This is a genomic window from Rathayibacter sp. AY1C4 (genome assembly GCF_002932195.1).
In the GTDB taxonomy this organism is placed as follows: Bacteria; Actinomycetota; Actinomycetes; order Actinomycetales; family Microbacteriaceae; genus Rathayibacter.
In genome coordinates this window covers 227,130-251,282 of sequence record NZ_PSWE01000001.1, presented here as the reverse complement: position 1 = coordinate 251,282, position 24,153 = coordinate 227,130, and the positions used below count along the sequence as shown (strand labels likewise).

Sequence of the window (24,153 nt, the reverse complement as noted above, 5' to 3'; positions counted from 1 at the left end):
GACCGTGCCTCTCGATCCGGTGTCCGGATCCCGCCCGCACCAGGAGAACCGCCATGACCTCGACGTCCGCGCTCACGCGCCCGCAGCTGGTCGCCTGGCGCAACGCCGTCTTCACGATCTTCGTCCTCAGCGGGATCTCGATCGCCACCTGGGTCTCGCGCACCCCCGCCATCCGCGACGAGCTCCAGCTCTCGACCGCCGGAGTGGGCCTGCTGATCCTCTCGATGTCGATCGGCGCGATCGTCGGACTCGCGTTCTCGACGCCGGTCATGGGCGCGATCGGCGCCCGGCGCGGCATGGCGCTCGGCCTCACCGTCTCGGCGGCGGGGCTCGCGGTGCTGGGCGTCTCGGCCGACGTCATCGGCGTCCTCCCCGCCGCCTTCGCCGGCATGGCGATGCTCGGCTTCGGCAACGGTGCGGTCGACGTGATGATGAACGTCGAGGGAGCGGCCAACGAGAAGGCCTTCGGCAAGACGCTCCTGCCGCTGTTCCACGCCTTCTTCAGCCTCGGCACCGTGGCCGGCGCGCTGATCGGCGCGGGCGCCTCCGCCCTGGCCGTGCCCGTCGCCGTCCACCTCGGCGCGATCGCCGTGGTGATCGCGGTGACCGCGGTGATCGCGATCCGCTTCGTCCCGGTCCGCGAGGAGCTCGACACCTCCGGCGCGGCGACCACCGTGAAGCCGCCGGTCCGCGAGCGCGTCGCCGCCTCCCTCGGCGTCTGGCGCGACGGCCGCCTCGTCCTCATCGGCCTGATCATGCTGGGCATGGCCTTCGCCGAGGGCTCCGCGAACGACTGGCTGACCCTGGCGATGGTCGACGGCCACGGCACCGACAAGACGACCGCCGCCGTCGTGTTCGGCGTGTTCGTCGCCGCCATGACCGTCGGACGCGTGATCGGCGGGCCCGTGCTCGACCGCTTCGGCCGCGTCCCGGTGCTGCGCGCCTCCGCCGGGCTCGCGATCGTCGGCATCCTGCTGTTCATCCTCGCCCCGGTCGACGCGCTCGTCGTCGTCGGCGCGGTCGCCTGGGGTCTGGGCTGCTCGCTCGGCTTCCCGGTGGGCATGTCGGCCGCGGCGGAGGGGCCGCACTCGGCCGCCCGTGTCAGCGCGGTGGCGATGCTCGGCTACGTCGCGTTCCTGGTCGGACCGCCGGCGATCGGCTTCCTCGGCGAGCACTACGGCCTGCTGAACGCCCTCTTCCTGGTGCTGGCCCTGGTGGTCGTCGCCGGGCTCGCCTCCCCCGCCGCCCGCAGCCGACGGAGCTGACCGCCCCGCTCCACGCGCCTCCGCAAGCCCCCGTGGGGCCCGGGCGCCCCGGCGCGCCTCCCCCTAGGCTTCCCAGGACGGCGGCGGAGGGGGAGCGGATGCGGTACCGAGCGCGCGACGGCGCCCTGCTCCACGTCGACGAGCACGGAGCCGGTCAGGGGCGGCCCCTGGTGGTCGTCCCCGGTGAGCCGGAGCGCCACCCCTCCTACCTCGGCTCGTTCGCCTCGATCGCCTGCACGCGCCGCGTCCTCGTGCTGCACCCGCGCGGAGTGGGCGACTCCGCGGAGCTGCCTCCCGCTCCCCCGGCCACGACGGCCGCCGACGTGGAGGACCTGCGCCGTCACCTCGGCGTCGACGAGCTCGATCTCGCCGCGCACGACTCCGGCTGCCGCGCCGTCCTGCTCGCCGCCGTGGACGCGCCCGAGCGCGTCGCCCACCTGCTCCTGATCGCCCCCGGCACCGCCTGGCTCGGGATCGACGACCGGGCTGCCGGTCACACGACTCCCGCCGGCTCCGACGACACCGCGGCGATCCGCGACGCTCTGCAGCGCCTCGACTGCCCCGCGGTCGTCCTCGGCGGCGAGGACGATCCGGTGACGGGCGTCGCCGCTCTGGAGGCGCTCACCGCGCTCCTGCCGCAGGCGAGCCTGGCCGTCATCGAGTCGAGCGGCCACCACCCGTGGGCGGAGGCGCCGGCCGAGTTCGCGGTCGCGCTGCGCGCCTCGCTCTCGGTGCCGCCGCCCGCTCCTCCGCTCGGCCGCCGGCCTCCCGTCGCCGCGCGCTGAGCCGGGAGCCCGCCGGAGCCGCGCCGTCTATCCTCGACGGGTGCGTCTCGTCATCGCGCGCTGCTCCGTCGACTACACCGGCCGTCTCAGCGCCCACCTCCCGCTCGCCACCCGCCTCCTGCTCGTCAAGGCCGACGGGAGCGTCCTCATCCACTCCGACGGCGGCTCCTACAAGCCGCTGAACTGGATGAGCCCTCCCTGCACGCTGATCACGGGCGAGCCCGACGAGGAGGCGCGCGCCGCGGGAGTGACGCAGCAGTGGACCGTCGCGCACCGCAAGACCGGCGACGCTCTCGTCGTCTCGATCCACGAGGTGCTGCACGATTCGGCGCACGAGCTCGGCGTCGATCCGGGACTCGTGAAGGACGGAGTGGAGTCGCATCTCCAGCGCCTTCTCGCCGAGCAGATCGGCCTCCTCGGAGAGGGGCACACTCTCGTCCGGCGCGAGTACATGACCGCGATCGGCCCGGTCGACATCCTCGCCCGCGATTCCTCGGGAGCCGCCGTCGCCGTCGAGATCAAGCGCCGCGGCGAGATCGACGGAGTCGAGCAGCTCACCCGCTATCTCGAGCTGATGAATCGCGATCCGCACCTCTTCCCGGTGACGGGAGTCTTCGCCGCTCAGGAGATCAAGCCGCAGGCGCGGACTCTCGCCGAGGACCGCGGAATCCGCTGTGTGGTGCTCGACTACGAGGCCATGCGCGGCACCGACGACTCCCACACGCGCCTGTTCTGACAGGCACGGCGACAGGCACGGCGAAGGCCCCCGCGATCGGATCACGGGGGCCTTCCGCTCACCGGGCGCGAGGCCCGGGAATGCGGCGTCTCACCGGGCCGAGAGCCCGGCGGCCGCTACTTGTGGGCGGCCTGGTAGGCGGCCTGGACCTCGGAGGGGATGCGTCCGCGGTCGGAGACGGGGTGGCCGTTGGCGTTCGCCCACTCGCGGATGGCCTTGAGCTGCTTGGGGTCGCTCTTGGAGGCGGTCGCGACGCTCGTGGCGGCCGCGGGGCGCGAGCCGACGCGGCGGGCGCTCGAGACGAACTTCTCGAGCGCCGAGTGGAGCTCGGCGATGTTGTCGGGGCCGAGATCGATCTCGTAGTTGGCGCCCTCGATGCTGAAGCGGACGGTACCGCCGTCACCGGAATCGATAAGGGTTCCGTCGATATCGTCGACAAGCGTGATCTTCTGGGCCACTTTTCCTCCTGGAGTTCGCGGGACCGGACTGTCTCGACCCGGACCGGGAGAGACATTACCCCCTTTCACAATCGAGTGCGCCATGAATGGCGCCATTCGTCCCTTTCTCGCGCCATGTCGAGGGGAATGTTCAGGATAAGCGGAGGCAATCACGGCTGAATCGAGCTGTTCGCCACCAGCCGTCGAATAGAGGACACGGTGTCCGCAGACGGCCGTAACGATTCCGGACACCGATCGCGCGCATTCCCGGGAACCGGTCCCGGCGATTCCGATCACGCCCCGGTCTTCGTTAGCGTGGAGTCATGGCACGACGAGGCGGACCCCCTCCACGCCCGGCGCGACCCGGTCCGTACCGCAATGCGGAGGCTCGGGAAGCACTGGAGGCGCTCGTCGCCGCTCCCACCGCCGAGGCCGTCGACCGGCTGCTCGAGGCCTGCCTCGACGGCTCCCTCGTGGTCGACGTCACGGGCTCCCAGCCCGGAGGCGTGCCGCACGTCCGCACCGTCGCGACGACCACCGGGGAGCAGGTCCTGCCGCTGTTCACCTCCACGGACGAGGTGCGCACCGCGGTCCCCCGGCAGCAGCATCCGCGGGTGCAGATGCTGGTCCTCCCCGGACGCGAGGCCTTCGCGCTGATCCGCACCGCCGACTTCGTCGCCGTGCAGCTCGACCCCGGCTCGATCGCCCAGGTCGTCACTCGTTCGTTCGTCGAACGGGCTCTGGACGCCGAACGGCCGTAGAGTGTGGCCCCCGGCGGGGCAGCGCCGGCGTCACCCCGTCCTCCGAGGTCAGGAGCCCGCCATGTCCGACACGACCCTCGCCGCCACCGGCCTCGACGCGCGAGCCGGCACCTGGTCCTGCATCCTGTTCGACCTCGACGGCACGATCACCGACTCCGCCCCCGGCATCACCGGCACCCTCGTCGAGACCTTCGTCGAGCTGGGCCGCCCCGTGCCCGCTCCGGCCGAGCTGCTGGCCTACGTCGGCCCTCCGCTGCTCGAGGCGTTCCGCGAGCTCGGCGGGATGACCGTCGAGGAGGCGCAGGCCGCGCTCGTGGTCTACCGCCGCCGCTACAACGCGGGCGGGCTGTTCGACTCCTCGGTCTACCCGGGGCTGCCCGAGGTGCTGGCGCGCATCGCCGAGGCCGGCGTGCCGCTCTCGCTCGCGACCTCCAAGCCGGAGTCGGCGGCCACGCGCATCCTCGAGCACTACGGACTGGCGCAGTACTTCACGGTGATCTGCGGCGCCTCCGAGGACGAGGTCCGCAGCGCCAAGGCCGACGTCGTGGAGGAGGCGCTGCGCCGGCTCCTCGAGCTCGGCGTCGACCTCTCGGCGCCGGTGATGGTGGGCGACCGCGAGCACGACGTGCAGGGCGCCGCCGCCCACGGCGTGCCGACGATCATGGTCGAGTGGGGCTACGGATCGCCGCTCGAGGCGGTCGGGACGATCGCGCTCGTGTCCGGTGCCGAGGAGCTCGCGGACCTCCTGCTCCCGTGACCTGCGTACGATGAGGGCATGACTGGTCTGGGCGTCGTCCTCTCGTTCGTGCTGTTCCTCGGCGGGATCCTCGTTCTCGGCAACTCGTTCCTGCTGCCCGACATCGCCGGATTCCTCTTCGTCGGCGGCATCCTGATGATCTCGGGATCGCTGGCCGTCGCGTTCCACGTCCTGCCGAAGTCGCAGTAGCCGGGTCGCTCCGGGCGACCGCCTCCGCGGCTCGCCGCTCCGCTCAGCCCAGCGTGCTCGCGTCGAGGTTGATGACTGCATTGATGTAGACCGCCTCGCCGGCTCCGGCGATCGTCGGGTTCATCCGGAGCAGCTGCTGCACCGGGATCCCGAAGCGCTGCGCGATGTCGAAGAACGTGTCGCCCTGCACCACGGTGTAGCTCACGATGTCCCCCTCCCCGTCGCGGGTCGGCTCGCCGTTCGCCCCGGGGACCGCGCCGTTGTCGACCGCGAAGGCGGTCTCGGGGATGTCCGGCGTCGCGTTCGGCGTGAAGGTGACCGTCGCCTCGGGGACCGGTGCGAAGACCGTGGCCGTCGCCTGCGGGAGCGCCGCCGTGACGGTCGGGTCCGGCACCGGAGTCGGCGTCGCCGTGGCGAACACGGTGACCGTGACCGTCGGAGCCGGAGCGGGCGCCGAGCACCCCGCGAGCGCGAGCACCCCGGCCAGTGCCGTCGCTCCGATGACCGTCCTGCGCATGTCCCCTGCCCTCCGCGCGCCCCGCGGCGCCCGCTCCACCCTAGGAGACGGGGCGGCCGGGGGCACGTGCGCTGTCGCAGGAGGCCGGTGCTGCGGATCCACCGTCGTGCAGGGAGCTCCGCGGTCGTCCGGGCCGGGTCGGCCCCGCCGGGACCGGGTCAGGACGGGGGCTCGGGGAGCAGTCGCAGCCCGCCGCCGCTGTTCGCCGCGTCCATCAGGAGCTCGACCCAGGTCGGGTTGATCGTCGGCTGCCGGCTCCCCGCGAAGTGGAACTGCAGGGCGATGTTCGGGTTCATCCAGAAGGAGTGGCGGCCCCGCGCGCCCTCGGGCATCGAGTCGAGGGTGAGGCTGAAGCGCTCGTCGCGGCGGAACTTCGCGTAGATCACGATCTGGAGGTGGGCCAGGGTCCGGTCCTCGATCTCGATGACGGCGGGAGGAGTGCCGTAGAGGAATTGACCCATGCCGCCAGACTATAGGCCCCTCGGCTTATTACTAGTCAGTCTAGCTATTTCGCCGCGGAGGGTTCCGCCGGGTCGGCTTCGTCCGTATCGTGCCCGTCGCCGTGCTCCGCGTCGATCTCGTCGACGGCCGCGCTCATCCGGCGGAGGAAGTTGACGACGACCTCGGCCTCGGGGGCGTCCAGGTCCTCGGCGATCTCGAGCATCCGGCGGTGCATCTCCTGGAGCGTGGCGCGCACCTCGTCGTCGCTGTCGACGGTCGCCTCCACGACGATCCCGCGCCGGTCGGTCGGGTTGGGCTTGCGCACGAGGTGGCCGCTGCGGACCAGGCGGTCGATGAGGACCGTGGTCGACGCGGACGAGATGGAGAGGTGCGAGGCCAGATCCTTGCCGGTCACCAGCTCGCCCTTGCGCTGCTGGCGGAGCAGGTACTGGATGGCGATCAGGTCCGTCTCGCCCATCGCCATCCGCTCGCGCGTGCGGCGGCGCATGGAGACCTCGGAGACGCGGTACGTGCGCATGGCGCTCAGCACCTCGACCGCACGCCGGGTGGACGACTCGTCCGGGTACCAGTACCCGGCGCCGCTCCGCAGGCTCGTGTCGCTCATCCGCACATCCTAGACCGGCTGATCACCAGGCCGTCTAGCGAGTCGCCCGCGCCTACGCTGGACCGGTGACCGCCACCCTCGTCGCCAAGGGCCTCTCCGGAGGCTATGCGCACCGCACCCTGTTCGACGGACTCGACCTGACGGTCGCCCCCGGGGACGTGGTGGGCGTCGTGGGGGCGAACGGAGCCGGCAAGTCGACTCTCCTGCGCATCCTCGCGGGCGAGACGGCTCCGCTCGGGGGCTCCGTCGTTCTCTCGCCGGGCGACGCCTTCGTCGGCTGGCTGCCGCAGGAGCACGAGCGCCGCGAGGGCGAGACCGTCGCCGGCTACATCGCGCGCCGCACCGGCTGCGCCGAGGCCTCCGCCGAGCTCGACACCGCCGCCTCCGCCCTGGCCGATCCCGATCCCGACGGCTCGATCGCCGACCGCTACGCCCTCGCGCTCGACCGCTGGCTCGCGAGCGGCGCGGCCGACCTCGACGAGCGCACCCCGGTCGTCCTGGCCGACCTGGGCCTGTCGCTCGGCGCCGCGGCCGCCTCCTCGACGATGACCTCCCTCTCCGGCGGGCAGGCGGCGCGGGTCGGCCTCGCGGCGCTGCTGCTCTCGCGCTTCGACGTGGTGCTGCTCGACGAGCCGACCAACGACCTCGACCTCGACGGCCTGGAGCGCCTGGAGGCCTTCGTCCGCGGGCTCCGCGGCGGCGCGGTCCTCGTGAGCCACGATCGCGAGTTCCTCGCCCGCAGCGTCACCCGCGTGCTGGAGCTCGATCTCGCGCAGGGCACCAACCGGGTCTACGGAGGCGGCTACGACGCGTTCCTGGAGGAGCGCGAGACCGCGCGCCGCCAGCGCCGCGAGAAGTACGAGGACTTCGCCGAGCAGAAGGCCGACCTGGTCTCCCGCGCCCGCACCCAGCGGGAGTGGTCGAGCCAGGGCGTGCGCAACGCGATGAAGAAGGCCCCCGACAACGACAAGATCCGTCGCAAGGCCTCGGCGGAGTCGAGCGAGAAGCAGGCGCAGAAGGTGCGCCAGATGGAGAGCCGGATCGCGCGGCTCGAGGAGGTCGAGGAGCCGCGCAAGGAGTGGCAGCTCGCCTTCACGATCGGCAGCGCCCCGCGCTCGAGCTCGGTCGTCTCGACGCTGAACGGCGCGGTCGCCCGCCGCGGCGCCTTCACGCTCGGGCCGGTGTCGCTCCAGGTCGACGCGGGCGACCGGATCGGCATCACCGGGCCCAACGGCGCCGGCAAGTCGACGCTGCTGTCGCTCCTCCTCGGCCGCGCCGAGCCGGAGGAGGGCGGCGCCTCTCTCGGAGCGAGCGTGGCGATCGGCGAGATCGATCAGGCCCGCGGGATGCTCGCCGCCGACGTGCCGCTCGCGGACGCGTTCGAGGCGCTGGTGCCCGAGTGGCCGACCGCCGAGGTCCGCACGCTGCTGGCGAAGTTCGGGCTGAAGGCCGACCACGTCGGCCGCCGCGTCGGCGAGCTCTCGCCGGGCGAGCGGACCCGGGCCGCCCTGGCGCTCCTCCAGGCCCGCGGCACGAACCTCCTGGTGCTCGACGAGCCGACCAACCACCTCGACCTCGTCGCCATCGAGCAGCTGGAGGAGGCGCTCGAGGCGTACGAGGGCACCCTGCTGCTGGTCACCCACGACCGGCGGATGCTCGAGACGGTGCAGCTGACGCGGCACTGGCACGTCGAGGCGGGCGTCGTCACGGAGGCGTGACGCCCGCCGCCGCGTCAGTCCCCGGAGGCGCGGGCCGCCTCGTCCTCGCGCCAGCCGGCCTCCTTCTGCACGTACTCGTTGTCGGCGAACTCCGCGAAGTCGCTCTCGTCGGTGATCCGGCGCACTTCGAGGCGGTTGCCGGGCACCAGGGGGCAGCGCAGCGCCCACTCGCGGGCCTGCTCCTTGGAGTCGACCCCGATGATCCAGAAGCCGTTGAAGAGCGACTCGGTCGGGCCGTAGGCGCCGTCGACGACGGTCGGCGGCTCGGAGGAGAAGTCGACCACGAAGCCGGAGGAGGCGACGTCGTCGGCCAGGCCGTCGCCCGAGAGCAGCACGCCCGCCTCGATCATCGCCTCGTTGTACTGCCCCATCCGGGTGATGATCTCGTCGAACGGGATCGAGGCGTAGGCCTCCTTCGCCGCATCGGTCGCGCGCATGATCAGCATGTACTTCATCGGGTCTCCCTGGGGTCGGTGCGCGGGGGCGCAGGGCCTACTCTGGCCCATCCGGGGTGCCGGCGGAACGGTGGGTCCCGAGCGTCTGCGCCACGGGGGCGAGCGCGGAGCGACGGACCTTGCCCGCGTCGCTTCGAACGGGCTCGTGCACGATCCGGAGGGCCCGGAGGCGCCGCTCAGCGCCCAGCTCGGCGTTCGCCCGAGCGAGCAGACCGGCCGGGTCCACGCCCGCGTCGCCCACGTCGACGACCGCCTCCACCGCCTGCCCCAGCTCCGTGTCCGGCACGCCGAAGGCGACCGCCCCGCGGACTCCGGGCAGGGCCTCCAGCACCCGCTCGACCTCGGCCGGCCAGACGCTCACTCCGCCCCGGAGGATCAGATCGTCGGCGCGGTCGACCACCCAGAGCCACCCGTCCCCGTCGACGCGGCCGACGTCGCCGAGGGTGTCCCAGCCCTCCTCCGTCCGCCGCGAGCCCGCGCCGAGGTAGCGGTAGGCGGGGGCCTCGCCGCGGTGCAGCCAGATGCGGCCGAGCTCGCCGGTCGGAGCCTCCGTGCCGTCCTCCCGCAGGATGCGCAGGGTCGTCCCGCTGATCGGCCGTCCGACACTGCCCGGGTGCTCCAGCCACTCCCGGCCCGTGATCATCGTCAGTCCGTTCGACTCGCTGCCCGCATAGACCTCGACCACCCGCTCCGGGCCGAGCCAGCCGATCAGCGCCCGCTTGTCGGCGGGCGCGCAGGGCGCTCCGAGGTGCAGCACCGTCGCGAGCGAGGACACGTCCGCCCCCGACCGCTCGGGCGCAGCCAGCAGGCGGCGGATCGTGGTCGGGACGAGCAGGGTCCAGGTGACGCGGTGCTCCTCGATCGCCGCGAGGACCCGGGCGGCGTCGAACCGCGGCAGCAGCACCAGGCGCTGCCCGGTCATCAGCCCGCGGAAGGCGTAGGTGAAGGTCGCCGAGTGCATCAGCGGGCCGCTCACCAGCTGCACGCCCTCGCGCGGCAGGAACGGCGCGACCGGCGCGTCCGGATCCAGCAGCGCCGGGCCCGCGGCCAGCACCACCTTCGGCCGCCCCGTGCTGCCGGAGGAGGTGGGCGCCTTCCAGGACGAGGCCCACCGGTCCTCGAGCGAGCCGGCCGGCACCTCCGGCCCGGGCCGCCAGTCGCCCGCGCGCCACGGGACAGCGGAGGAGGAGGGCGCGCCGATGACGAGCGCCGGCCGCGCGATCCGCTCCACCTCGGCGCGCTCCGCCGCCGACAGCCCGGTCGAGACCGGCTGCGGCACGGCGCCCGCCTTCCAGACCGCCGCGCAGACGACGAGCGCGTCCAGCGAGTTCGAGAGCGAGACGGTGACGAGGTCGTCGGTCCGGACGCCGAGATCGCGGTAGGCGCGGGCGAGGCGGGTGCTCTCGCGGTCGAGCTCCCCCGCCGTCAGCGCGCCCTCGTCGGCCACGGCGACGATCCGGTCGGGATCGGCGTCGGCGAGACCGGTGACGATGCGCGAGATCGACCGGCGGGTCACCGGCGGCGCCCGATCGTGTCCAGGCGGCAGGACGGAGTCATCCGGGCACGCCTGCTCGCGCGGATCCCGGCCCGTCCGGAGGAGTTCCTCCTGAGCTCTGAACCGAGCCGTCGAGCACCCGCTCGTAGAACCGCAGATGCGCGGCCGCGACGTCGTCCCAGGAGTGCGAGGCGGCCAGGGCCCGGCCGTCCGGCGAGGGCAGCGTCAGGGCCTCCTCCAGCGCGTCGGCGAAGGAGGCGGGGTCCCGCCCGTAGCGGACCGCGTCCCCGAACACCTCGTGGATCACCGGCAGCTCCCGCGCCACGACCGGCACCCCCGCGGCGAGCGCCTCCATCGCCGCCAGCCCGAACCCCTCCTTCACCGAGACGAAGCCCAGCGCGGAGGCGCCGGCGACGAGCGGAGCGAGCCTCTCCTCCGGAACGGTGCCGAGGATCACCGGAGCGATCCCGAGCTCGGCCGCCCTCCGGTCGAAGGCAGCCCGGTACTCGCGGTAGTCGAACAGGGTCTCGCCGCCGCCGAACACCAGCGCGACGTCGTGGCCGCGCTCGCGTAGCAGAGCCCACGCCTCGAGCAGCTCGATGCTGCCCTTCCGCGGCTCGATGCCGCCGAGGGCGAGGAGGTACGGGCCGAGCTCGGCCCGCCACCCCCCGGTCAGCGGATCGTCGACGGCGGCCGCGAACCGCGCCGCGTCGACACCGTTCGGGATCACGTCGGGCAGCAGCCCCCAGCCGGCGCGCACCTCCTCGGCGACCGCAGCGGACACGCACAGCCGGGTCAGGGGGAGCCGGACGGCGCGGTCGTGGCAGGCGCGCAGCTCCGGGGTGGTGAAGTCGTCCAGGTGGTGGATCGTGCGGATCGGCGCGAGTCCGGCGGCGAGCGCCGCGTTGGCCGAGATGCAGTCCTGCGCGTGGACGACCGGGGCGTCCTCGCCCCGCAGGGCCTCGGCCATCGCGGCGATGGACCGGACGATGCGGGCGCCGACCGGCTCGCCCTCGCGGTGCGGAAAGGGCACCACCCGCACGGTCACGCACGGATCGACGGGGCGGAAGAAGGAGTCGTCGCCGCCCCGGGCGAGCGTGCGCACCGTGACGTCGTGTCCGGCGCGCGCGAGCGCCTCGGCGAGGGCGAGGGTGTGCACCACCCCGCCGCGCGGCCGGGTGGAGTAGGTCAGCAGGCAGATCCGCATCTCAGCTCCGGTAGGCGTGCTCCGCGCGGTCGCGGAGGTGGTGCATCGTGCGGCGGGCGCGGGCGACGGAGCCGGCGACGTCAGCGGAGGCGAGCGCGAGCCCGCCCTTCGCCCAGGTCTTCGCGATGATCTCTCCCGCCGGATCCACGACCTTCGCCTGCCCGAGGAACCGCAGGCCGCCGAGCACGCCGGTCTGGTTCGAGGAGACGAGGTAGACCTGGTTCTCGGCGGCGCGGGCGCAGTCGTAGAGATCGAACAGGTGGGCCTGGCGGTCGTTGCGGATCCGATCGGAGCGGTCGGTCACGCTCGCGGGCCACGCGCTGAGGCAGGCCAGCACCTCCGCGCCGTCGAGGGCCAGCGAGCGCGAGGACTCCGGGAAGGTCTTGTCGAAGTCGATCAGCATCCCCATCCTCCCGATCGGCGAGTCGAAGGCGGCGAAGCCGCGACCCGGCAGGTACGCCTCGGACTCGCCCAGCGGCAGGTGGACCTTGCGGTGCGTGCCGATCACGCGCCCGCCGTGCACGCAGACCGCGGTGTCGTAGCGGACCTCGCGACCGCCCTCGAGCGCGCGCTCCGCGATCCCGAAGCACACGGTGAGATCGCCCGCCAGCTCGGCCACGCGGGCGACCTCCGGCCCATCGAGCTCGAGGCTCGGCGGCAGGTCCGGCCCGGGGTGCTGGAGGTCGAGCAGGTAGCCGCCGAGGGTCGCGTCCGGGAGCACGAGCAGGTCGACCGAGCGCTCGCGGGCGTGAGCGATGATGCCGGCGAGCTTGGCGAGGGTGCGGTCGATGTCGCGACCGAAGTGCGCTGCAACCGCACCCATCACCGTCTCCGTCATGCGAGGAGGCTATCCGGCGAGATCCGGCTCGCGCTCCCGAGCGAAGCGCCCCGCCTCGCGCACTCGCCGGACCTCCTCCGCCAGGTGCCCCGCATCGCGGGCGATCGCCTCGAAGCGGCCGGACCCCCAGGTGTGCAGCCACGGCAGCCCGAGGAACGACAGGCCCGGCACGCTCGTCACTCCGCGCTGGTGGGTGGGATGGCCGGCGCCGTCGAACACGCCGATCTCGACCCAGCGATAGTCGGAGCGGAACCCGACCGCCCAGACGACGCTGCCGATGCGCGCGAGGTCGAGCCCGGTCGCCTCGGACTCCGGCCGCCAGACCGGACGGCAGCGGTCCTCCTCGGGAGCGTCGATGCCGTGCGCCGCGATGTAGCGGTCGATGTCGTCCTTGATCGACTCCGCGACCGAGTCCGCGTAGTCGAGCGACGCCTCCGCCGTGGGGGCGAAGCGCAGCCGGGACCCCTCCACCCCGGCCAGTCGGCCGTAGAGGTGCATCCCGTCGCGGGCGAAGGCGCGCAGGTCGATGTCCCGCCCGCCCCCGCGCCCCGTCACGTAGTGGTTGGTCGACTCCCGCTTGGTGAGCCCGCCGACCTGCGCGTGGACGGGCACGTCGTACACGCCCATGTCCTGGAGCCAGGCGACGCAGTCGCGGCCCCGGTAGAAGCGCGCCACCCGCGGCGCGCTGCCGAGGGCGAGGTGGACCTCGCGCCCGGCGAGGAAGAGGTCCTCGGCGATCTGCGCGCCCGACTGCCCGGAGCCGACGACGAGCACGCCGCCGGGCGGGAGCGCCTCCGGCGAGCGGTAGTCGGCGGAGTGGAGCTGCAGCACGTCCGACGGCAGCCGCGCGGCGACGGCGGGGAGGACCGGGCGGTGGTAGCCGCCGGTCGCCACGACGACCTGGTCGGCCGTGATCGCGCCCGCGCTCGTGATCAGCTCGAAACCTCCCCCGGCGCGCTCGCGGAGCCGGCTCACCTCCACGCCCTCGACCACGGGGGCGTCGAAGCTCTGCGCGTAGCGGCGCACCCACGCGTGCACCTCGTCGCGCGTCATGAATCCGTCCGGGTCCGGCCCGTCGTAGGGGTACCCGGGGAGGCGGCACTGCCAGTTCGGCGTGACGAGGGTGAAGGCGTCCCAGCGGCGGTCGATCCAGTCGTGGCCGATGGTCGCGCGCTCGAGCACGACGTGCTCGATGCCGTCGTCGACCAGGTGCCGGCTGATCGAGAGCCCGGCCTGCCCGCCTCCGACCACCGCGACCTCGACGTGGCGCCCGGGCTCGATAGCGGCGCTCACGGCCGCACCCGCTGCCCGGCCGGAGCGGGCGGCTCCATCGCGAGCACCCTGACCGTGCCGCCCTCGAAGCGCTGCGCCGTGCGGAGGATGTCGGACTCCTGCTGCATCGCGGAGGTGCAGGCGAACCCGAACCGCTCCCGCACCCGGTCCGACGCGATGCGCAGCGCCTCACTCGAACGGGCGACGAAGTCCTCGAGCGAGTAGGCGGTCCCGGTCCCGAGGAACTCGTGCACGACCAGGCTCGGCGAGTAGCAGCGCTCCTCCGAGCCGTCCGGCCAGCGGACGTGGAAGGTCATCTCAGGCATGGACGAGTCCTCCGTTCCAGACCCGGTCGATGTCGTAGGCGTCGGGCCGCCGGTCGCGCAGGTGGAACATCCCGCCGCGCATCGCCTCGAAGGCGCCGCGCACGTCGATGTCGGCGACGGCCATGCCTGCTCCGAGCAGCGTCGTCGCGAGCACGTTGCCGCCGGGATCGACGACCTTCGCGTTCCCGACGTAGCGGAGCGAGCCGAAGGTCCCCGACTGGTTCGAGGCGAGCCAGAACACCTGATTGTCGAGGGCGCGGGCGATGTCGAACTGATTGAACCGGTACGTCCAGCGGTCCTCCTGCAGGTTCTCGGCCGTCGCCGTCCGAGCGGCCGGCCACGCCGAGAGCGAGGCGATGATCTCGGCGCCGTCCAGCGCCATCGACCGCGCCGCCTCGGGGAACGCCTTGTCGTAGCAGATCTGCAGGCCCACCCGGCCGACCGGCGTCTCGAAGGTGCCGTAGCCCGGGCCCGGCGAGTACGAGAGGTGCTCGCCCAGCGGCTGGTGCACCTTCCGGTAGCTGCCGTAGACCTGCCCGCCGTCCAGGAGCGCGGCCGCGTTGTAGCGGGTCTCGCCGTCGTCGTCGAGCTCGCAGAAGCCGATCGCCACCACCAGGTCGCCGACGATCTCCTGCACCCGCCGCAGCTCCGGCCCGTCCAGGCGCACCGCCGGCGGGAGGGAGCGGCGGGTGGTGGCGACCGTGTCGCCGTGGTTGCCGAGCGAGGAGAGGTAGCCGCCGATCGCGGCCTCGGGGAGCACCAGGAAGCGCACTCCCCTCTCGCGGGCCTCCTCGGCCAGGGAGGCGATGAGCGCGTAGTTCTGATCCAGGTCGCGGGTGAAGTTCGCCGCGACCGATCCGACGAGGGTCATCGCGATCGCCTACAGGTTGTAGGTGGAGTTGATGATCGCGCCCTTGCGGGCGTAGTGGATGAGCGCGTCCTGCACGTCGAGCGGGTGGCAGGGGATGCAGCCCTCGATCAGGTCCTCCTCGCGGAGGCCGTGGAGCGCCATGCCGAACCGGCAGACGAAGACGCGGTTCCCCTCCTGGATGAAGGTCTCGATGGCGTTGTTGAGGTTCTGCTCGCCGGGGAATCCGGAGTCGCCGACCGTCGGGAAGCCGCGGGTGGCCATCGCGTTGATGGTGCCGGGCCCGTAGAAGTAGAGCGCGGACTCGTAGCCCTTCCGCGCCGCGCGGGTGGCCTGGAGCACTGCGACGAAGCTGACCGAGGACTCGTGGGCGATGCCGTGCACGAGGGTCAGGTACGACTCCCCGGGCTCGGCCTGGTAGTCGGGGAAGACCTTGGTGGAGCCGTAGAGGTTGCTGCCCTTCGGGAGCGCCGGGTGGGCGATCTCGGAGCGCGACATCTCGATGTTGGCGCTGACCTGGTCTTCGATCTCCTGGGAGACGGACATGGTTCCTCCTGGTGTCGGTCCGCCGAAGCGGCGTGCGAGTGCATGGCTCCGGCGGGATGCGCTGAGACGACGCGGGACGACGTCCGCCGGGGTGGAGCAGTGGTGCGGAGTGGAACGCGTCCAGTCAACGGCCGGGATGTTTCGGAGTGGTTTCCACCGGAAGAAGCTCCCGTGACGGCGGATCCGTAACGAGACCGCGTTCCTCCCGTCACGAGGGCGAAACACGAGGCGCCTTGACTGGGGGGTGAGACGACCGCACCGACATCCCGGCCGCCGCTGTGCGCGGCCCGTCCGGCCCGCTCCGCGGTGCCACGAAGGAGTCCTCGTGACCGATCTCCGCAGTCCCTCCCCCGCGTCCTCGCCGCCGGCAACCGGTGCGGCGCACCCGGCCGCCGGCCCGCACCCGGTCGGCGGGGCGCACTCCCCGGGCGGGGCGCACTCGACCGGGATCCGCCGCACCGGCCCCTCCGCCCTCCGCACTCGCGTCGACATCGCCCTGCAGGGCATCCGCGTCGAGGCACCGGTGCACCGCGAGGCCGGCGCCGGCCCGAGCGACGACGGGCACGTGATGCTCGGCGGCCTGGGCGCCGCGATCCCGGTGAACCCCGACAGCCCCTACGTGGTGAGCGGGAACCGCCTCCTGCTCGAGGGCGCCGACATCGGCCTGGACGTGACTGCCGTCCGCCGCCCGCGCTTCTACGATCTCGACACCGCCGACGGCGTCTCCTACGAGAAGATCGCCCGGCTGCACGGCCGTGACATCCTCGCGACCACCGTCGTCCAGACCTGCATGCGCTATGACGAGGCGGAGCGCTGCCGCTTCTGCGCGATCGAGGCCTCGCTCGAAGCCGGTGCGACCATCGCGGTCAAGACCCCGGCCCAGCTCGCCGAGGTCGCGGAGGCGGCGGTCCGCCTCGACGGCGTGCGCCAGATGGTGATGACCACCGGCACCTCCAAGGGCCGCGACCGCGGAGCGGCCCACCTCGCGCGCTGCGTCCGCGCGGTGCTCGCGGCGGTCCCCGGGCTGCCGATCCAGGTGCAGTGCGAGCCGCCCTCCGACGTCTCGGCGCTGCAGGCGCTGAAGGACGCGGGCGCCGTCTCGATCGGCATCCACGTGGAGTCGATGGACGACGCGGTGCGGCAGCGCTGGACCCCGGGCAAGGCGCGGGTCAGCCTGGACGAGTACCGCTGGGCGTGGCGCGAGGCAGTGCGGATCTTCGGCCGCAACCAGGTCTCGACCTACCTCCTGGTGGGCCTCGGCGAGGACCCGGACGAGCTGGTCACGAGCGCCCGCGAGCTGATCGGGATGGGGGTCTACCCCTTCGTGGTGCCCTTCCGTCCGCTGCGCGGGACCCTGGCGACCGAGGTCGACCACGTGCTCCCGCCGGCCGGGTCACTGCTGGAGCGGGTCAGCGCCGAGGTCGCCGCGCTCCTGATCGAGGCCGGGATGCTGAGCAGCGGGCAGAGTGCGGGCTGCGCGGCGTGCGGGGCCTGCGGCGTCCTGAAGACGGCCGGCGCCTGATGGTGGAGCTCTCGATCCTCGAGGGTGTTCGGGTCGCGCCTGCGTTCACGGTGGTGCGGGCGGAGGAGCGCGAGCTCGCCGCGCACCGGGCCCTGCGGCGCGAGGTCTTCGTCGCCGAGCAGGGGCTGTTCGCGGGCGACGACCACGACGACGCCGACGACGATCCGCGCTCGGTGGTGCTCGTCGCGGTGGCTCCGGACGGCGCGGTGCTCGGCGGGGTCCGGATCGCGCCTGTCGGCGGCGGACGCGATCTGGGCTGGTGGACCGGCAGCCGCCTGGTGGTGGCGCGCGAGGCGCGGGGCGGCTCCGGGATCGGTGCCGCCCTCGTGCGCGCGGCCTGCGCGGAGGCGGAGGCGCGCGGGGTGCTCCGCTTCGAGGCCTCGGTGCAGCTGCGCAACGAGGTGCTGTTCCGGCGGCTCGGCTGGCGGAGGATCGGCACGAGCACCGTCGCCCGAGTCGAGCACGCCCGGATGCGCTGGCCGGTCGACCGGCTCGACCGGGCGGCCACCGCGGCCAAGGCGGCCCTCGGCGCCCTTCTGGCTCCGCTGGCGGCCGAGGGGGGCCTCGGTGGGGCCGGCTTCGTCGGCGACGACGGAGCACCGGTCCCGGGCAGCGACCTGATCGCCGTCTGCGACGCGATCGTCCCGTCCATGGTTGAGCGCCACCCGGAGTGGGCGGGGTGGTGCTCGGTGCTGGTCAACGTCAACGACCTCACCGCGATGGGCGCGACCGGCATCGGGCTGATGGACGCGATCGGCGCTCGCGACGCGGCCGCCGCCGCGCGCATCGTGAGCGGTCTGCGGGCCGCCTCCGCCGCCTGGGGCGTCCCCGTGCTCGGCGGGCACACCCAGCTCGGAGTGCCGGCGGCCCTGAGCGTCACCGGTCTCGGCCGTACCGCGGCGCCGGTGCCGGGCGCGGCCGCTCCGGGCGACGAGCTCTCGCTGACGGCCGACCTCGGCGGCGGCTGGCGGCCCGGCTTCGCGGGCGCCCAGTGGGACTCGACGTCGTCCCGGCGCGCGGAGGAGCTCCGGGCGATGGCCGCCTCCGTCGGACTCGCGCGGCCGAGGGCGGCGAAGGACGTGAGCATGGCCGGGCTGGTGGGGACGGTCGGCATGCTCGCCGAGGCCAGCGGAGGAGGAGCGGTGATCGACCTCGCGGCGGTCCCCGTCCCCGAGGCGGCCGGCACCGCCGACTGGCTCGGCTGCTTCCCCGGCTTCGCGATGATCACCGCCGACCGGCGGGGGGAGTCGAGGATGGGCACACCCTGGACCGCGACGGCCGCGGTGGGGAGCGTCGTCACGGAGCCGGGCGTGCGGCTGCGCTGGCCGGACGGCGAGGAGACGACGGCGATCGCCGGTGCGGTGACGGGGCTCGGCGCAGCGGGCTGACGGGCCGGGCCGGAGGCGCATCGTCCTCGGCGCGGCCGTGAGACGCAACCCCGCGCAGATCCTCGCCGAGCGGCGGAGACTGGCGGCGGCCCGTTGCTCGACGGGCGCTCATCGACGGAAGGAACGACCCCATGGTGGATCTCGGAGGACTCGCGGACAAGGCGAAGAACGCCGTGAACAGCGACAAGGGCGAGGAGCTGACCGACAAGGGACTCGACAAGGCGGGCGACGCCGCCGACTCCGCGACCGGCGGGAAGTTCGCCGGCCAGGTCGACAAGGCCCAGGAGGCCGGCGACCAGCACGTCGGCAACGACTGACCGCCGGGCGGCCCTTCCGCGCTGTCGCGGAGGGCCGCCCGTCCATTAGTCCCGGTCGCCGAGCCCGCGCAGCAGCGCCCGCACCACGGCGACGGAGCGATCGGCCGCGTCGTCGACGTGCGCCTCGAACTCGCCGGGGGCGCAGAGGTCCGAGATCCCGCGGACCGAGACGAACGGCAGCCCGTGCACGTGCGCCGTCTGCGCGAGGGCGACGGATTCCATGTCGGTGGCGAGCGCGCCGGGGAAGTCGTTCCGCACGCGGTCCACGTGGGCGCTCGAGACGAAGACGTCGCTCGAGACGATCAGGCCGCGGCGCACCGGCGGCCCCTCCAGCAGCTCGAGCTCCGCGGCGAGCGCCGCGTCGTCCCCGGAGTAGCGGGCGGGCATCCCCGGGACCTGCCCGAGCGCGTAGCCGAACGCCCGCGCATCGGCGTCGGTCTGCACGTACTCGGCGCCGATCACGACCTCGCCCACGCGGACGTCGGCGCCCAGGCCGCCGGCGGTCCCCGCGCTCACCACGAGCGGCCGGGAGCCGCCCTCCTGCAGGATCGCTGCGGTGAGACCGCCGGCCGCGTTGACGAGGCCGATGCCGGTGCGGACGAGCAGCACCGCGCGGGAGTCGAGCTCGAGCTCCCACTGCAGCGCGTTGCCGACGGCGCGCGGCTCGGAGGCGCTGGACGCGGCGGCGAGGAACGGCGCGGCCTCCTCGTCCATCGCGACCAGGACGATCGCCGTGCTCACGCGGTGACCGTCTCCCACTCCGAGCGGTGCGCGAGGAACGTGCGCGCCGCCTCCTGCGCCCCCTCGAGGGAGTGGTTGGCGCCCCAGCCGCACTGGGTCTCGTTGGCGGCCGGGACCTCGTCGGCCTCGGTGATGTCCTGGAGCGTCGCCTCGACCAGGCCGAGCACCTCGGAGAGCTCGGGCTCGCCCGAGAGGAGCAGGTAGAAGCCGGTCTGGCAGCCCATCGGCGAGAAGTCGATCACGCGGTCGGAGTGGTTGCGGGACTTCTCGGCGAACAGGTGCTCGAGCGAGTGCACGGTGGGCATTTCGAGGTGCCCGCGGTTGGGCTGGGTGAAGCGCACGTCGTACTTGACGAGGTGGTCGCCTCCGGGCAGCGTCTTCGCGTCGGCGAGGCGCACGTACGGCGCTGCGACGGTGCGGTGGTCGAGGTTGAACGACTCGACGTTCATGCGCGGCTGATCCACGGTGGTCTCCTTCGCTGGGGGTCCCTCCATTGTCCTCCGCTCCGCGGAGCGGAGGCGGATCCGGCTGCTTCTTCTCCGGGGCTGCGCCCGGATGCGAAGAGCTCCTCGCCGGCCACGACGAGGTACGCCGTGTCGAGCGCGATGATCACCAGGACCGCCCTGAACAGGCGCGCGGAGACCGTGCGGTCGTCCAGCGGGACCCCGCCGCCCAGACCCGCACGGAGGCGTGGAGCACCCCGGACAGCACCAGCGCGACGAGCGCCGTCACGCCGAGCACACTGTCCGGAACGACCACCGCCACCACCTCCTCCGTCGACGGGTCGAGCATGCCGTCGCGCCCGACGCGGCGGGGACCCGGGCCCCTGAGCGGTGGAGAACGGGCCGCTCCGATCCCTGGGGAGGAGCCTCGGCCGCTCCTCAGAACAGGTCCGAGAAGCCCATCGCGACGAGGTTCGCGTGCGAGGTCCGCAGGCAGTCGAGCGCGCTCCGCCCGTAGCGCTCGTCCTGCTCGACGAGGAGGTGGTCGACGCCGAGCGCGAGGCTCGTCCCGATGATCCCCGGGAAGTCGAGGTTTCCCTCCCCCACCTCGGCGAACTGCACGTTCGAGGTGAAGGCGTGCACGGACCACCCGCCGGACATGTCGGCGGGCGGCCCGACCCGGTAGTCCTTCAGGTGCACCAGGGCGACGCGCTCCCCGTACCGGCGCAGCGTCGTCACGGGATCGAGCCCGCCCCGCTGCACCCAGTGCACGTCGAGCTCGAGCCCCAGCAGCGGAGCCCGGTCGGCGACGACGTCGAGCAGGAGGCGGCCGCCGTGCCGCGCGAACTCGTGGTGGTGGTTGTGGAGCAGCAGCCGCAGCCCGTCGTCGCGGAGCCTCGCCGCGGCGGCCTGGCAGCGGTCGGCGAAGTCGAGCAGAGCGGCCGGCGAGACCGCCGCGGAGGCGGGCAGCATGCCGATCCGGACCGTGCGCGTGCCGAGCGCGCGGGCGTCGGAGACGATCCCGGCGAGCCCGCCCTCGAGCGCGGCGCCCGGGGAGTCCCCCGGTGCCAGGCCCGCCGAGATCGCCGCGATCTCGACGCCGAGCTCGTCCCGCGCCCGCTGCAGCTCGGCCACGGTGGCCGCCGTCAGCGGGATCTGCGAGATCTCCACCGACCGGTAGCCGATCGCTCGGACCTCCCGGAGCGTCGCGAAGGCGCCCGCCGAGGCGAACGCGTCCTTCAGCATCATCGCCTGCACGCCGATCCTGGTCACGGCAGTCCTCCCGGTCGCGGTGGGGGCCGGCGTCTCCGCGGCCCGGAACGCCCCCGACGGTAGAGGCGCGCCTCCGATCTTGTCAATCGGTTGCCAATACGCGTATGGTCGTGGCACGGCGGCGCTCCTGCCCGCCGGTTCCCGACGACGAGAACGAGGCACGCACCGTGACCACCGCACCCGCGACCCCCGCACCCGCGAACCCCGCACCCTGGACCCTCTCCGGCTTCGGCGACGAGATCGACCCCGACCCGGTCGTCCAGGTCGCCGTCCTCCGAGCGCTCGGCGCGCACAGCATCGAGGTGCGAAGCGCCTGGGGCCGGAACGTCGTCGACCTCGACGACGAGCGCCTCGCCCGCCTCGCCGCCGTGCTCGAGCGCGGCGGCCAGTCCGTCTCGGCCGTCGCCTCGCCCATCGGCAAGGTCGACGTCGCCCTCGATCCCGAGCTCGAGGTCGCGCGCCTCGACCGCGTCATCCGCGCCGCGCACGCCCTCGGCACGCCGAGCATCCGCGTCTTCTCGTTCTACCGGGGCGAGGGAGTGCCGGTCGAGAGCATCCGCGACGACGTCCTGCTGCGCATGCGCATGCTCGCCGACCGCGCCGAGCGCGAGGGCGTGGTGCTGCTGCACGAGAACGAGAAGGACATCTACGGCGACGTCCCCGAGCGGATCCTCGACCTGGTCGAGTCCGTCGGCTCGCCCGCCCTGCGCCTCGCCTGGGACAACGCGAACTTCGTGCAGTGCGGGGTGCGGCCCTTCGACGACGGCTGGACGGCGCTGCGGCCCTACGTCGACTACCTGCAGGTGAAGGACGCGGTGGCCGCGACCGGCACCGTGGTGCCCGCCGGCGAGGGCGACGGCCAGCTGCGCGAGACGCTCACCGCCCTGCGCGACGACGGCTGGACGGGCGTCGCCTCGCTGGAGCCGCACCTCGCGATCACGGACGCCCTCGGCGGATTCTCCGGCCCCGAGTCGTTCGGAGTGGCCGCTCGGGCCTTCCGGGGGCTCGCCTCCTCGCTCGGGATCGACCTGCGATGACCGTCCGCGCGGCGGTGATCGGCTGCGGCGACATCTCCTCCGTCCACCTCGCGGCGATCGGCACCGCACCCGGCGCGGAGCTGGTGGCGGTCTGCGACACCGACCCGGGCCGGCTCGCCGCGGCCGCCGAGAGGCACGCGGTGCCGGGCTTCCCCGAGGCGGTCCGGATGCTCGACTCCGTCCGCCCCGACGTCGTGCACGTCTGCACTCCGCACAGCACGCACGCCGCGCTGGCGGTCGCGGCCCTGGACCGCGGCGTCGCGGTGCTCCTCGAGAAGCCGCTCGCCTCCTCCGTCGCCGAGGGCGAGCAGGTGATCGCCGCGGCCGAGCGGGGCGGGGCGCGCATCGGCGTCTGCTTCCAGAACCGCTACAACCCGCCCGTGCAGCGCCTCCGCGAGCTGCTGGCGTCCGGCTCCCTGGGTGCCGTGACAGGTGCGGCCGCGACCGTGCTCTGGCACCGCGCTCCCGGCTACTACCTCGACCGCCCCTGGCGCGGGATGCGGGCCGAGGGCGGCGGCGGGATGCTGATGAACCAGGCGATCCACACCGTCGACCTCCTGCAGTGGCTCCTCGGCGAGGTGGTCGCGGTGAGCGGCTCCGCCTCCACGCGCCTGCTTCCGATCGAGGTCGAGGACACCGCCGACCTGGTGCTCACCCACGCCTCCGGCGCGCGCAGCGTCCTCTACGCGACCGTGGCGAACGCGTGGGACGAGCCGGTCGAGCTCCGCCTGCGCACCGAGCGCGCCACCGTCTCGTTGCGCGGTGCCCTCACCGTGCGGCGCGACGACGGATCCGTCGAGGTCGTCCCGGACACGGAGCGCCGATCCGGCGGGCGCTCGTACTGGGGCGCCTCGCACGAGCTGCTCGTGCACGACTTCTACGCCCGCCTCGGCGAGGACGAGCCCTTCTGGATCTCGCCCCGCGAGGCGGCGAGGTCGCTCGCGATCGTCCAGGCCGCCTACGCCCCGAGCGCGCCCGCGCGGATCCCCCACTCCACCCCGAACGAAGGACTCCTCCCATGACCACCGTCCGCCTCGGCATCATCGGATTCGGCGCCCAGGGCTCCTCCTACGCCCGCTTCCTCGCCGACGGCAGAGTGCGCGACCTCGTCGTCACCGCCGTCGCCGACGTCGACCCCGCCCGGGAGGCGGCGGCCGCCGCGCTCGCACCCGGAGCGTCCTTCCACGCCGACCACCGCTCCCTCCTCGCGAGCGGGGAGGTCGACGCCGTCGTCGTCTGCACTCCGCACTACCTCCACCCCGGGATCGGCATCGACGCTCTCGAGCACGGGCTGCACGTGCTGGTCGACAAGCCGGCGGGCGTCTACGCCGCGCAGGTCGCGGAGCTGAACGAGGCCGCCGCCGCCCGTCCCGGTCAGCGCTTCGCGATCATGTTCAACCAGCGGGCGAACCCGCTCTACCGCCGGCTCAAGGAGGTCGTCGACGAGGGCGGGATCGGCCGGATCCTGCGCTCGAACTGGATCATCACGACCTGGTGGCGGCCGCAGGCCTACTTCGACCAGAGCGCGTGGCGCGCGACCTGGGGAGGCGAGGGCGGAGGCGTCCTGGTCAACCAGGCGCCCCACCAGCTCGACCTGTGGCAGTGGCTGTGCGGAGTGCCGGAGTCGGTGGTCGCCAAGGCCGGCTACGGGCGGTGCCGCGACATCGCGGTGGAGGACGAGGTGACGGTGCTCGCCGACTTCGGCGGGGGCACGACCGGAGTGCTGGTCACCACGACGCACGACCCGATCGGCACCGACCGCCTCGAGATCGTCGGCGACCGCGGCCGGATCGTCGTCGACGACTCCCGGGTCGCGACGATCACCCGGCTGAACGCCCCCGAGCGCGAGGTCAGCGCCGCCCTCAGCGCCGAGGACGTGGGCCTCCTGCTCAGCGGTCGCTACGACACCGCGGGCCTCTCCACGACGGAGCGGATCGAGTCGGCGTCGGTCTGGGGCGAGCAGCACACGGCCGTCCTGCAGGACTTCGCGGACAGCATCCTGCACGGCACGCCGCTGCTCGCACCCGGGGCGGAGGGGATCCTCGGGGTCCGGCTCGCCAACGCCATCCACTACTCGAGCTGGACGGGACGCGAGGTACCGCTCGACCTCGACGAGGGCGTGTTCCTGGCGGCGCTCAACGAGCGCATCCGCGAGGAGGGGGCGTTCCCGGAGCGGAGCTGACGGGGCGGAGCCG

At 73.5% G+C, this 24,153-nt stretch carries 28 protein-coding genes; 13 read left to right on the top strand and 15 right to left on the bottom strand.

The window, feature by feature from the left end; all coding sequences use genetic code 11:
• Window positions 1–53: 53 nt before the first annotated feature.
• From C5C99_RS01135 to nucS, 3 genes are all read left to right on the top strand, one after another.
• Entirely contained in the window at window positions 54–1,265 is a 1,212-nt protein-coding gene (locus C5C99_RS01135) for an MFS transporter (RefSeq protein ID WP_104225755.1), read from the top strand.
• A 98-nt stretch (window positions 1,266–1,363) separates the two neighbouring features.
• A complete protein-coding gene (locus tag C5C99_RS01130; RefSeq protein WP_104225756.1) occupies window positions 1,364–2,050 on the top strand; it encodes an alpha/beta fold hydrolase in 687 nt (228 codons plus the stop codon).
• Window positions 2,051–2,090: 40 nt separating this feature from the next.
• Window positions 2,091–2,786 carry an endonuclease NucS gene (gene nucS, locus C5C99_RS01125; RefSeq protein ID WP_104222623.1) on the top strand — a complete coding sequence of 232 codons (696 nt, stop codon included), beginning with the start codon at window positions 2,091–2,093 and terminating at the stop codon, window positions 2,784–2,786.
• A gap of 116 nt (window positions 2,787–2,902) precedes the next feature.
• On the opposite strand, the gene C5C99_RS01120 is transcribed toward nucS, so the two are convergent.
• A complete protein-coding gene (locus tag C5C99_RS01120) occupies window positions 2,903–3,244 on the bottom strand; it encodes an Lsr2 family protein (protein WP_104222624.1) in 342 nt (113 codons plus the stop codon).
• A gap of 302 nt (window positions 3,245–3,546) precedes the next feature.
• On the opposite strand from C5C99_RS01120, the gene C5C99_RS01115 reads away from it, so the two are divergent.
• From C5C99_RS01115 to C5C99_RS16955, 3 genes are all read left to right on the top strand, one after another.
• Window positions 3,547–3,984, top strand: coding sequence for an SseB family protein (locus C5C99_RS01115; RefSeq protein WP_104339455.1), 438 nt, complete (start codon window positions 3,547–3,549; stop codon window positions 3,982–3,984).
• 61 nt (window positions 3,985–4,045) lie between these two features.
• Window positions 4,046–4,741, top strand: coding sequence for an HAD hydrolase-like protein (locus C5C99_RS01110; protein WP_104247563.1), 696 nt, complete (start codon window positions 4,046–4,048; stop codon window positions 4,739–4,741).
• Window positions 4,742–4,759: 18 nt separating this feature from the next.
• Window positions 4,760–4,930, top strand: coding sequence for a hypothetical protein (locus C5C99_RS16955; protein ID WP_159911733.1), 171 nt, complete (start codon window positions 4,760–4,762; stop codon window positions 4,928–4,930).
• Between the two features lie 43 nt (window positions 4,931–4,973).
• On the opposite strand, the gene C5C99_RS01105 is transcribed toward C5C99_RS16955, so the two are convergent.
• The 3 genes from C5C99_RS01105 to C5C99_RS01095 form a co-directional block, all read right to left on the bottom strand.
• Window positions 4,974–5,447, bottom strand: coding sequence for a LysM domain-containing protein (locus tag C5C99_RS01105; protein WP_104222627.1), 474 nt, complete (start codon window positions 5,445–5,447; stop codon window positions 4,974–4,976).
• Between the two features lie 158 nt (window positions 5,448–5,605).
• Window positions 5,606–5,908 carry an ATP-dependent DNA ligase gene (locus tag C5C99_RS01100; protein ID WP_104225758.1) on the bottom strand — a complete coding sequence of 101 codons (303 nt, stop codon included), beginning with the start codon at window positions 5,906–5,908 and terminating at the stop codon, window positions 5,606–5,608.
• Between the two features lie 44 nt (window positions 5,909–5,952).
• A complete protein-coding gene (locus tag C5C99_RS01095; protein WP_104256423.1) occupies window positions 5,953–6,513 on the bottom strand; it encodes a MarR family winged helix-turn-helix transcriptional regulator in 561 nt (186 codons plus the stop codon).
• A 65-nt stretch (window positions 6,514–6,578) separates the two neighbouring features.
• On the opposite strand from C5C99_RS01095, the gene C5C99_RS01090 reads away from it, so the two are divergent.
• Window positions 6,579–8,231 carry an ABC-F family ATP-binding cassette domain-containing protein gene (locus C5C99_RS01090; RefSeq protein ID WP_104339454.1) on the top strand — a complete coding sequence of 551 codons (1,653 nt, stop codon included), beginning with the start codon at window positions 6,579–6,581 and terminating at the stop codon, window positions 8,229–8,231.
• Between the two features lie 14 nt (window positions 8,232–8,245).
• Here the strand turns inward: C5C99_RS01090 and C5C99_RS01085 are convergent, their stop codons facing one another.
• Genes C5C99_RS01085 through C5C99_RS01050 form a run of 8 tightly spaced genes read right to left on the bottom strand, consistent with a single transcriptional unit; the run spans window position 8,246 to window position 15,238 of the window.
• Window positions 8,246–8,686 carry a YciI family protein gene (locus C5C99_RS01085; RefSeq protein ID WP_104222630.1) on the bottom strand — a complete coding sequence of 147 codons (441 nt, stop codon included), beginning with the start codon at window positions 8,684–8,686 and terminating at the stop codon, window positions 8,246–8,248.
• A gap of 37 nt (window positions 8,687–8,723) precedes the next feature.
• Window positions 8,724–10,202 (bottom strand): AMP-binding protein, encoded by a 1,479-nt coding sequence (locus tag C5C99_RS01080; protein WP_104288521.1) that lies wholly within the window; start codon window positions 10,200–10,202, stop codon window positions 8,724–8,726.
• A gap of 37 nt (window positions 10,203–10,239) precedes the next feature.
• Window positions 10,240–11,388 (bottom strand): MSMEG_0565 family glycosyltransferase, encoded by a 1,149-nt coding sequence (locus C5C99_RS01075; protein WP_104222632.1) that lies wholly within the window; start codon window positions 11,386–11,388, stop codon window positions 10,240–10,242.
• Between the two features lies 1 nt (window position 11,389).
• Window positions 11,390–12,226, bottom strand: a complete 837-nt coding sequence (locus C5C99_RS01070) for a carbon-nitrogen hydrolase family protein (RefSeq protein WP_104222633.1) — start codon at window positions 12,224–12,226, stop codon at window positions 11,390–11,392.
• A 9-nt stretch (window positions 12,227–12,235) separates the two neighbouring features.
• Complete coding sequence (locus tag C5C99_RS01065; protein ID WP_219812201.1) at window positions 12,236–13,519, bottom strand: MSMEG_0569 family flavin-dependent oxidoreductase; 1,284 nt, start codon at window positions 13,517–13,519, stop codon at window positions 12,236–12,238.
• Window positions 13,516–13,824: an MSMEG_0570 family nitrogen starvation response protein gene (locus C5C99_RS01060; RefSeq protein ID WP_104222634.1), complete on the bottom strand. Its 309-nt coding sequence runs from the start codon at window positions 13,822–13,824 to the stop codon at window positions 13,516–13,518. Before C5C99_RS01060 ends, C5C99_RS01065 begins: the two co-directional genes overlap by 4 nt.
• The gene (locus tag C5C99_RS01055) at window positions 13,817–14,695 is read right to left on the bottom strand and encodes a carbon-nitrogen hydrolase family protein (RefSeq protein ID WP_104222635.1); all 879 of its coding nucleotides are present in this window, start codon (window positions 14,693–14,695) and stop codon (window positions 13,817–13,819) included. The genes C5C99_RS01060 and C5C99_RS01055 overlap by 8 nt, the downstream gene beginning before the upstream one ends.
• A 9-nt stretch (window positions 14,696–14,704) precedes the next feature.
• Window positions 14,705–15,238: an MSMEG_0572/Sll0783 family nitrogen starvation response protein gene (locus tag C5C99_RS01050; protein WP_104222636.1), complete on the bottom strand. Its 534-nt coding sequence runs from the start codon at window positions 15,236–15,238 to the stop codon at window positions 14,705–14,707.
• Window positions 15,239–15,563: 325 nt separating this feature from the next.
• Here C5C99_RS01050 and C5C99_RS01045 point away from each other — a divergent pair, with 325 nt between their 5' ends.
• From C5C99_RS01045 to C5C99_RS01035, 3 genes are all read left to right on the top strand, one after another.
• The gene (locus C5C99_RS01045; RefSeq protein ID WP_258063581.1) at window positions 15,564–16,760 is read left to right on the top strand and encodes an MSMEG_0568 family radical SAM protein; all 1,197 of its coding nucleotides are present in this window, start codon (window positions 15,564–15,566) and stop codon (window positions 16,758–16,760) included.
• The gene (locus C5C99_RS01040) at window positions 16,760–18,148 is read left to right on the top strand and encodes an MSMEG_0567/sll0787 family protein (RefSeq protein ID WP_104250269.1); all 1,389 of its coding nucleotides are present in this window, start codon (window positions 16,760–16,762) and stop codon (window positions 18,146–18,148) included. The genes C5C99_RS01045 and C5C99_RS01040 overlap by 1 nt, the downstream gene beginning before the upstream one ends.
• A gap of 131 nt (window positions 18,149–18,279) precedes the next feature.
• Window positions 18,280–18,465, top strand: coding sequence for an antitoxin (locus C5C99_RS01035; RefSeq protein WP_104222638.1), 186 nt, complete (start codon window positions 18,280–18,282; stop codon window positions 18,463–18,465).
• Window positions 18,466–18,510: 45 nt separating this feature from the next.
• Here C5C99_RS01035 and mtnN read toward each other — a convergent pair whose 3' ends face one another.
• From mtnN to C5C99_RS01015, 3 genes are all read right to left on the bottom strand, one after another.
• Entirely contained in the window at window positions 18,511–19,206 is a 696-nt protein-coding gene (gene mtnN / locus C5C99_RS01030; RefSeq protein ID WP_258063331.1) for a 5'-methylthioadenosine/S-adenosylhomocysteine nucleosidase, read from the bottom strand.
• Window positions 19,203–19,700, bottom strand: a complete 498-nt coding sequence (locus C5C99_RS01025) for an S-ribosylhomocysteine lyase (RefSeq protein ID WP_308470742.1) — start codon at window positions 19,698–19,700, stop codon at window positions 19,203–19,205. The genes mtnN and C5C99_RS01025 overlap by 4 nt, the downstream gene beginning before the upstream one ends.
• A 387-nt stretch (window positions 19,701–20,087) precedes the next feature.
• The gene (locus tag C5C99_RS01015) at window positions 20,088–20,921 is read right to left on the bottom strand and encodes a sugar phosphate isomerase/epimerase (RefSeq protein ID WP_258063580.1); all 834 of its coding nucleotides are present in this window, start codon (window positions 20,919–20,921) and stop codon (window positions 20,088–20,090) included.
• A gap of 167 nt (window positions 20,922–21,088) precedes the next feature.
• Here C5C99_RS01015 and C5C99_RS01010 point away from each other — a divergent pair, with 167 nt between their 5' ends.
• The 3 genes from C5C99_RS01010 to C5C99_RS01000 are packed head-to-tail and all read left to right on the top strand — an operon-like array spanning window position 21,089 to window position 24,140.
• Window positions 21,089–21,958, top strand: coding sequence for a sugar phosphate isomerase/epimerase (locus C5C99_RS01010; protein WP_258063579.1), 870 nt, complete (start codon window positions 21,089–21,091; stop codon window positions 21,956–21,958).
• Window positions 21,955–22,980, top strand: coding sequence for a Gfo/Idh/MocA family protein (locus C5C99_RS01005; protein ID WP_104247552.1), 1,026 nt, complete (start codon window positions 21,955–21,957; stop codon window positions 22,978–22,980). The genes C5C99_RS01010 and C5C99_RS01005 overlap by 4 nt, the downstream gene beginning before the upstream one ends.
• On the top strand, window positions 22,977–24,140 hold the full coding sequence (locus C5C99_RS01000; protein WP_104225764.1) for a Gfo/Idh/MocA family protein: 1,164 nt from the start codon (window positions 22,977–22,979) through the stop codon (window positions 24,138–24,140). The genes C5C99_RS01005 and C5C99_RS01000 overlap by 4 nt, the downstream gene beginning before the upstream one ends.
• The last annotated feature ends 13 nt before the right edge of the window (window positions 24,141–24,153 follow it).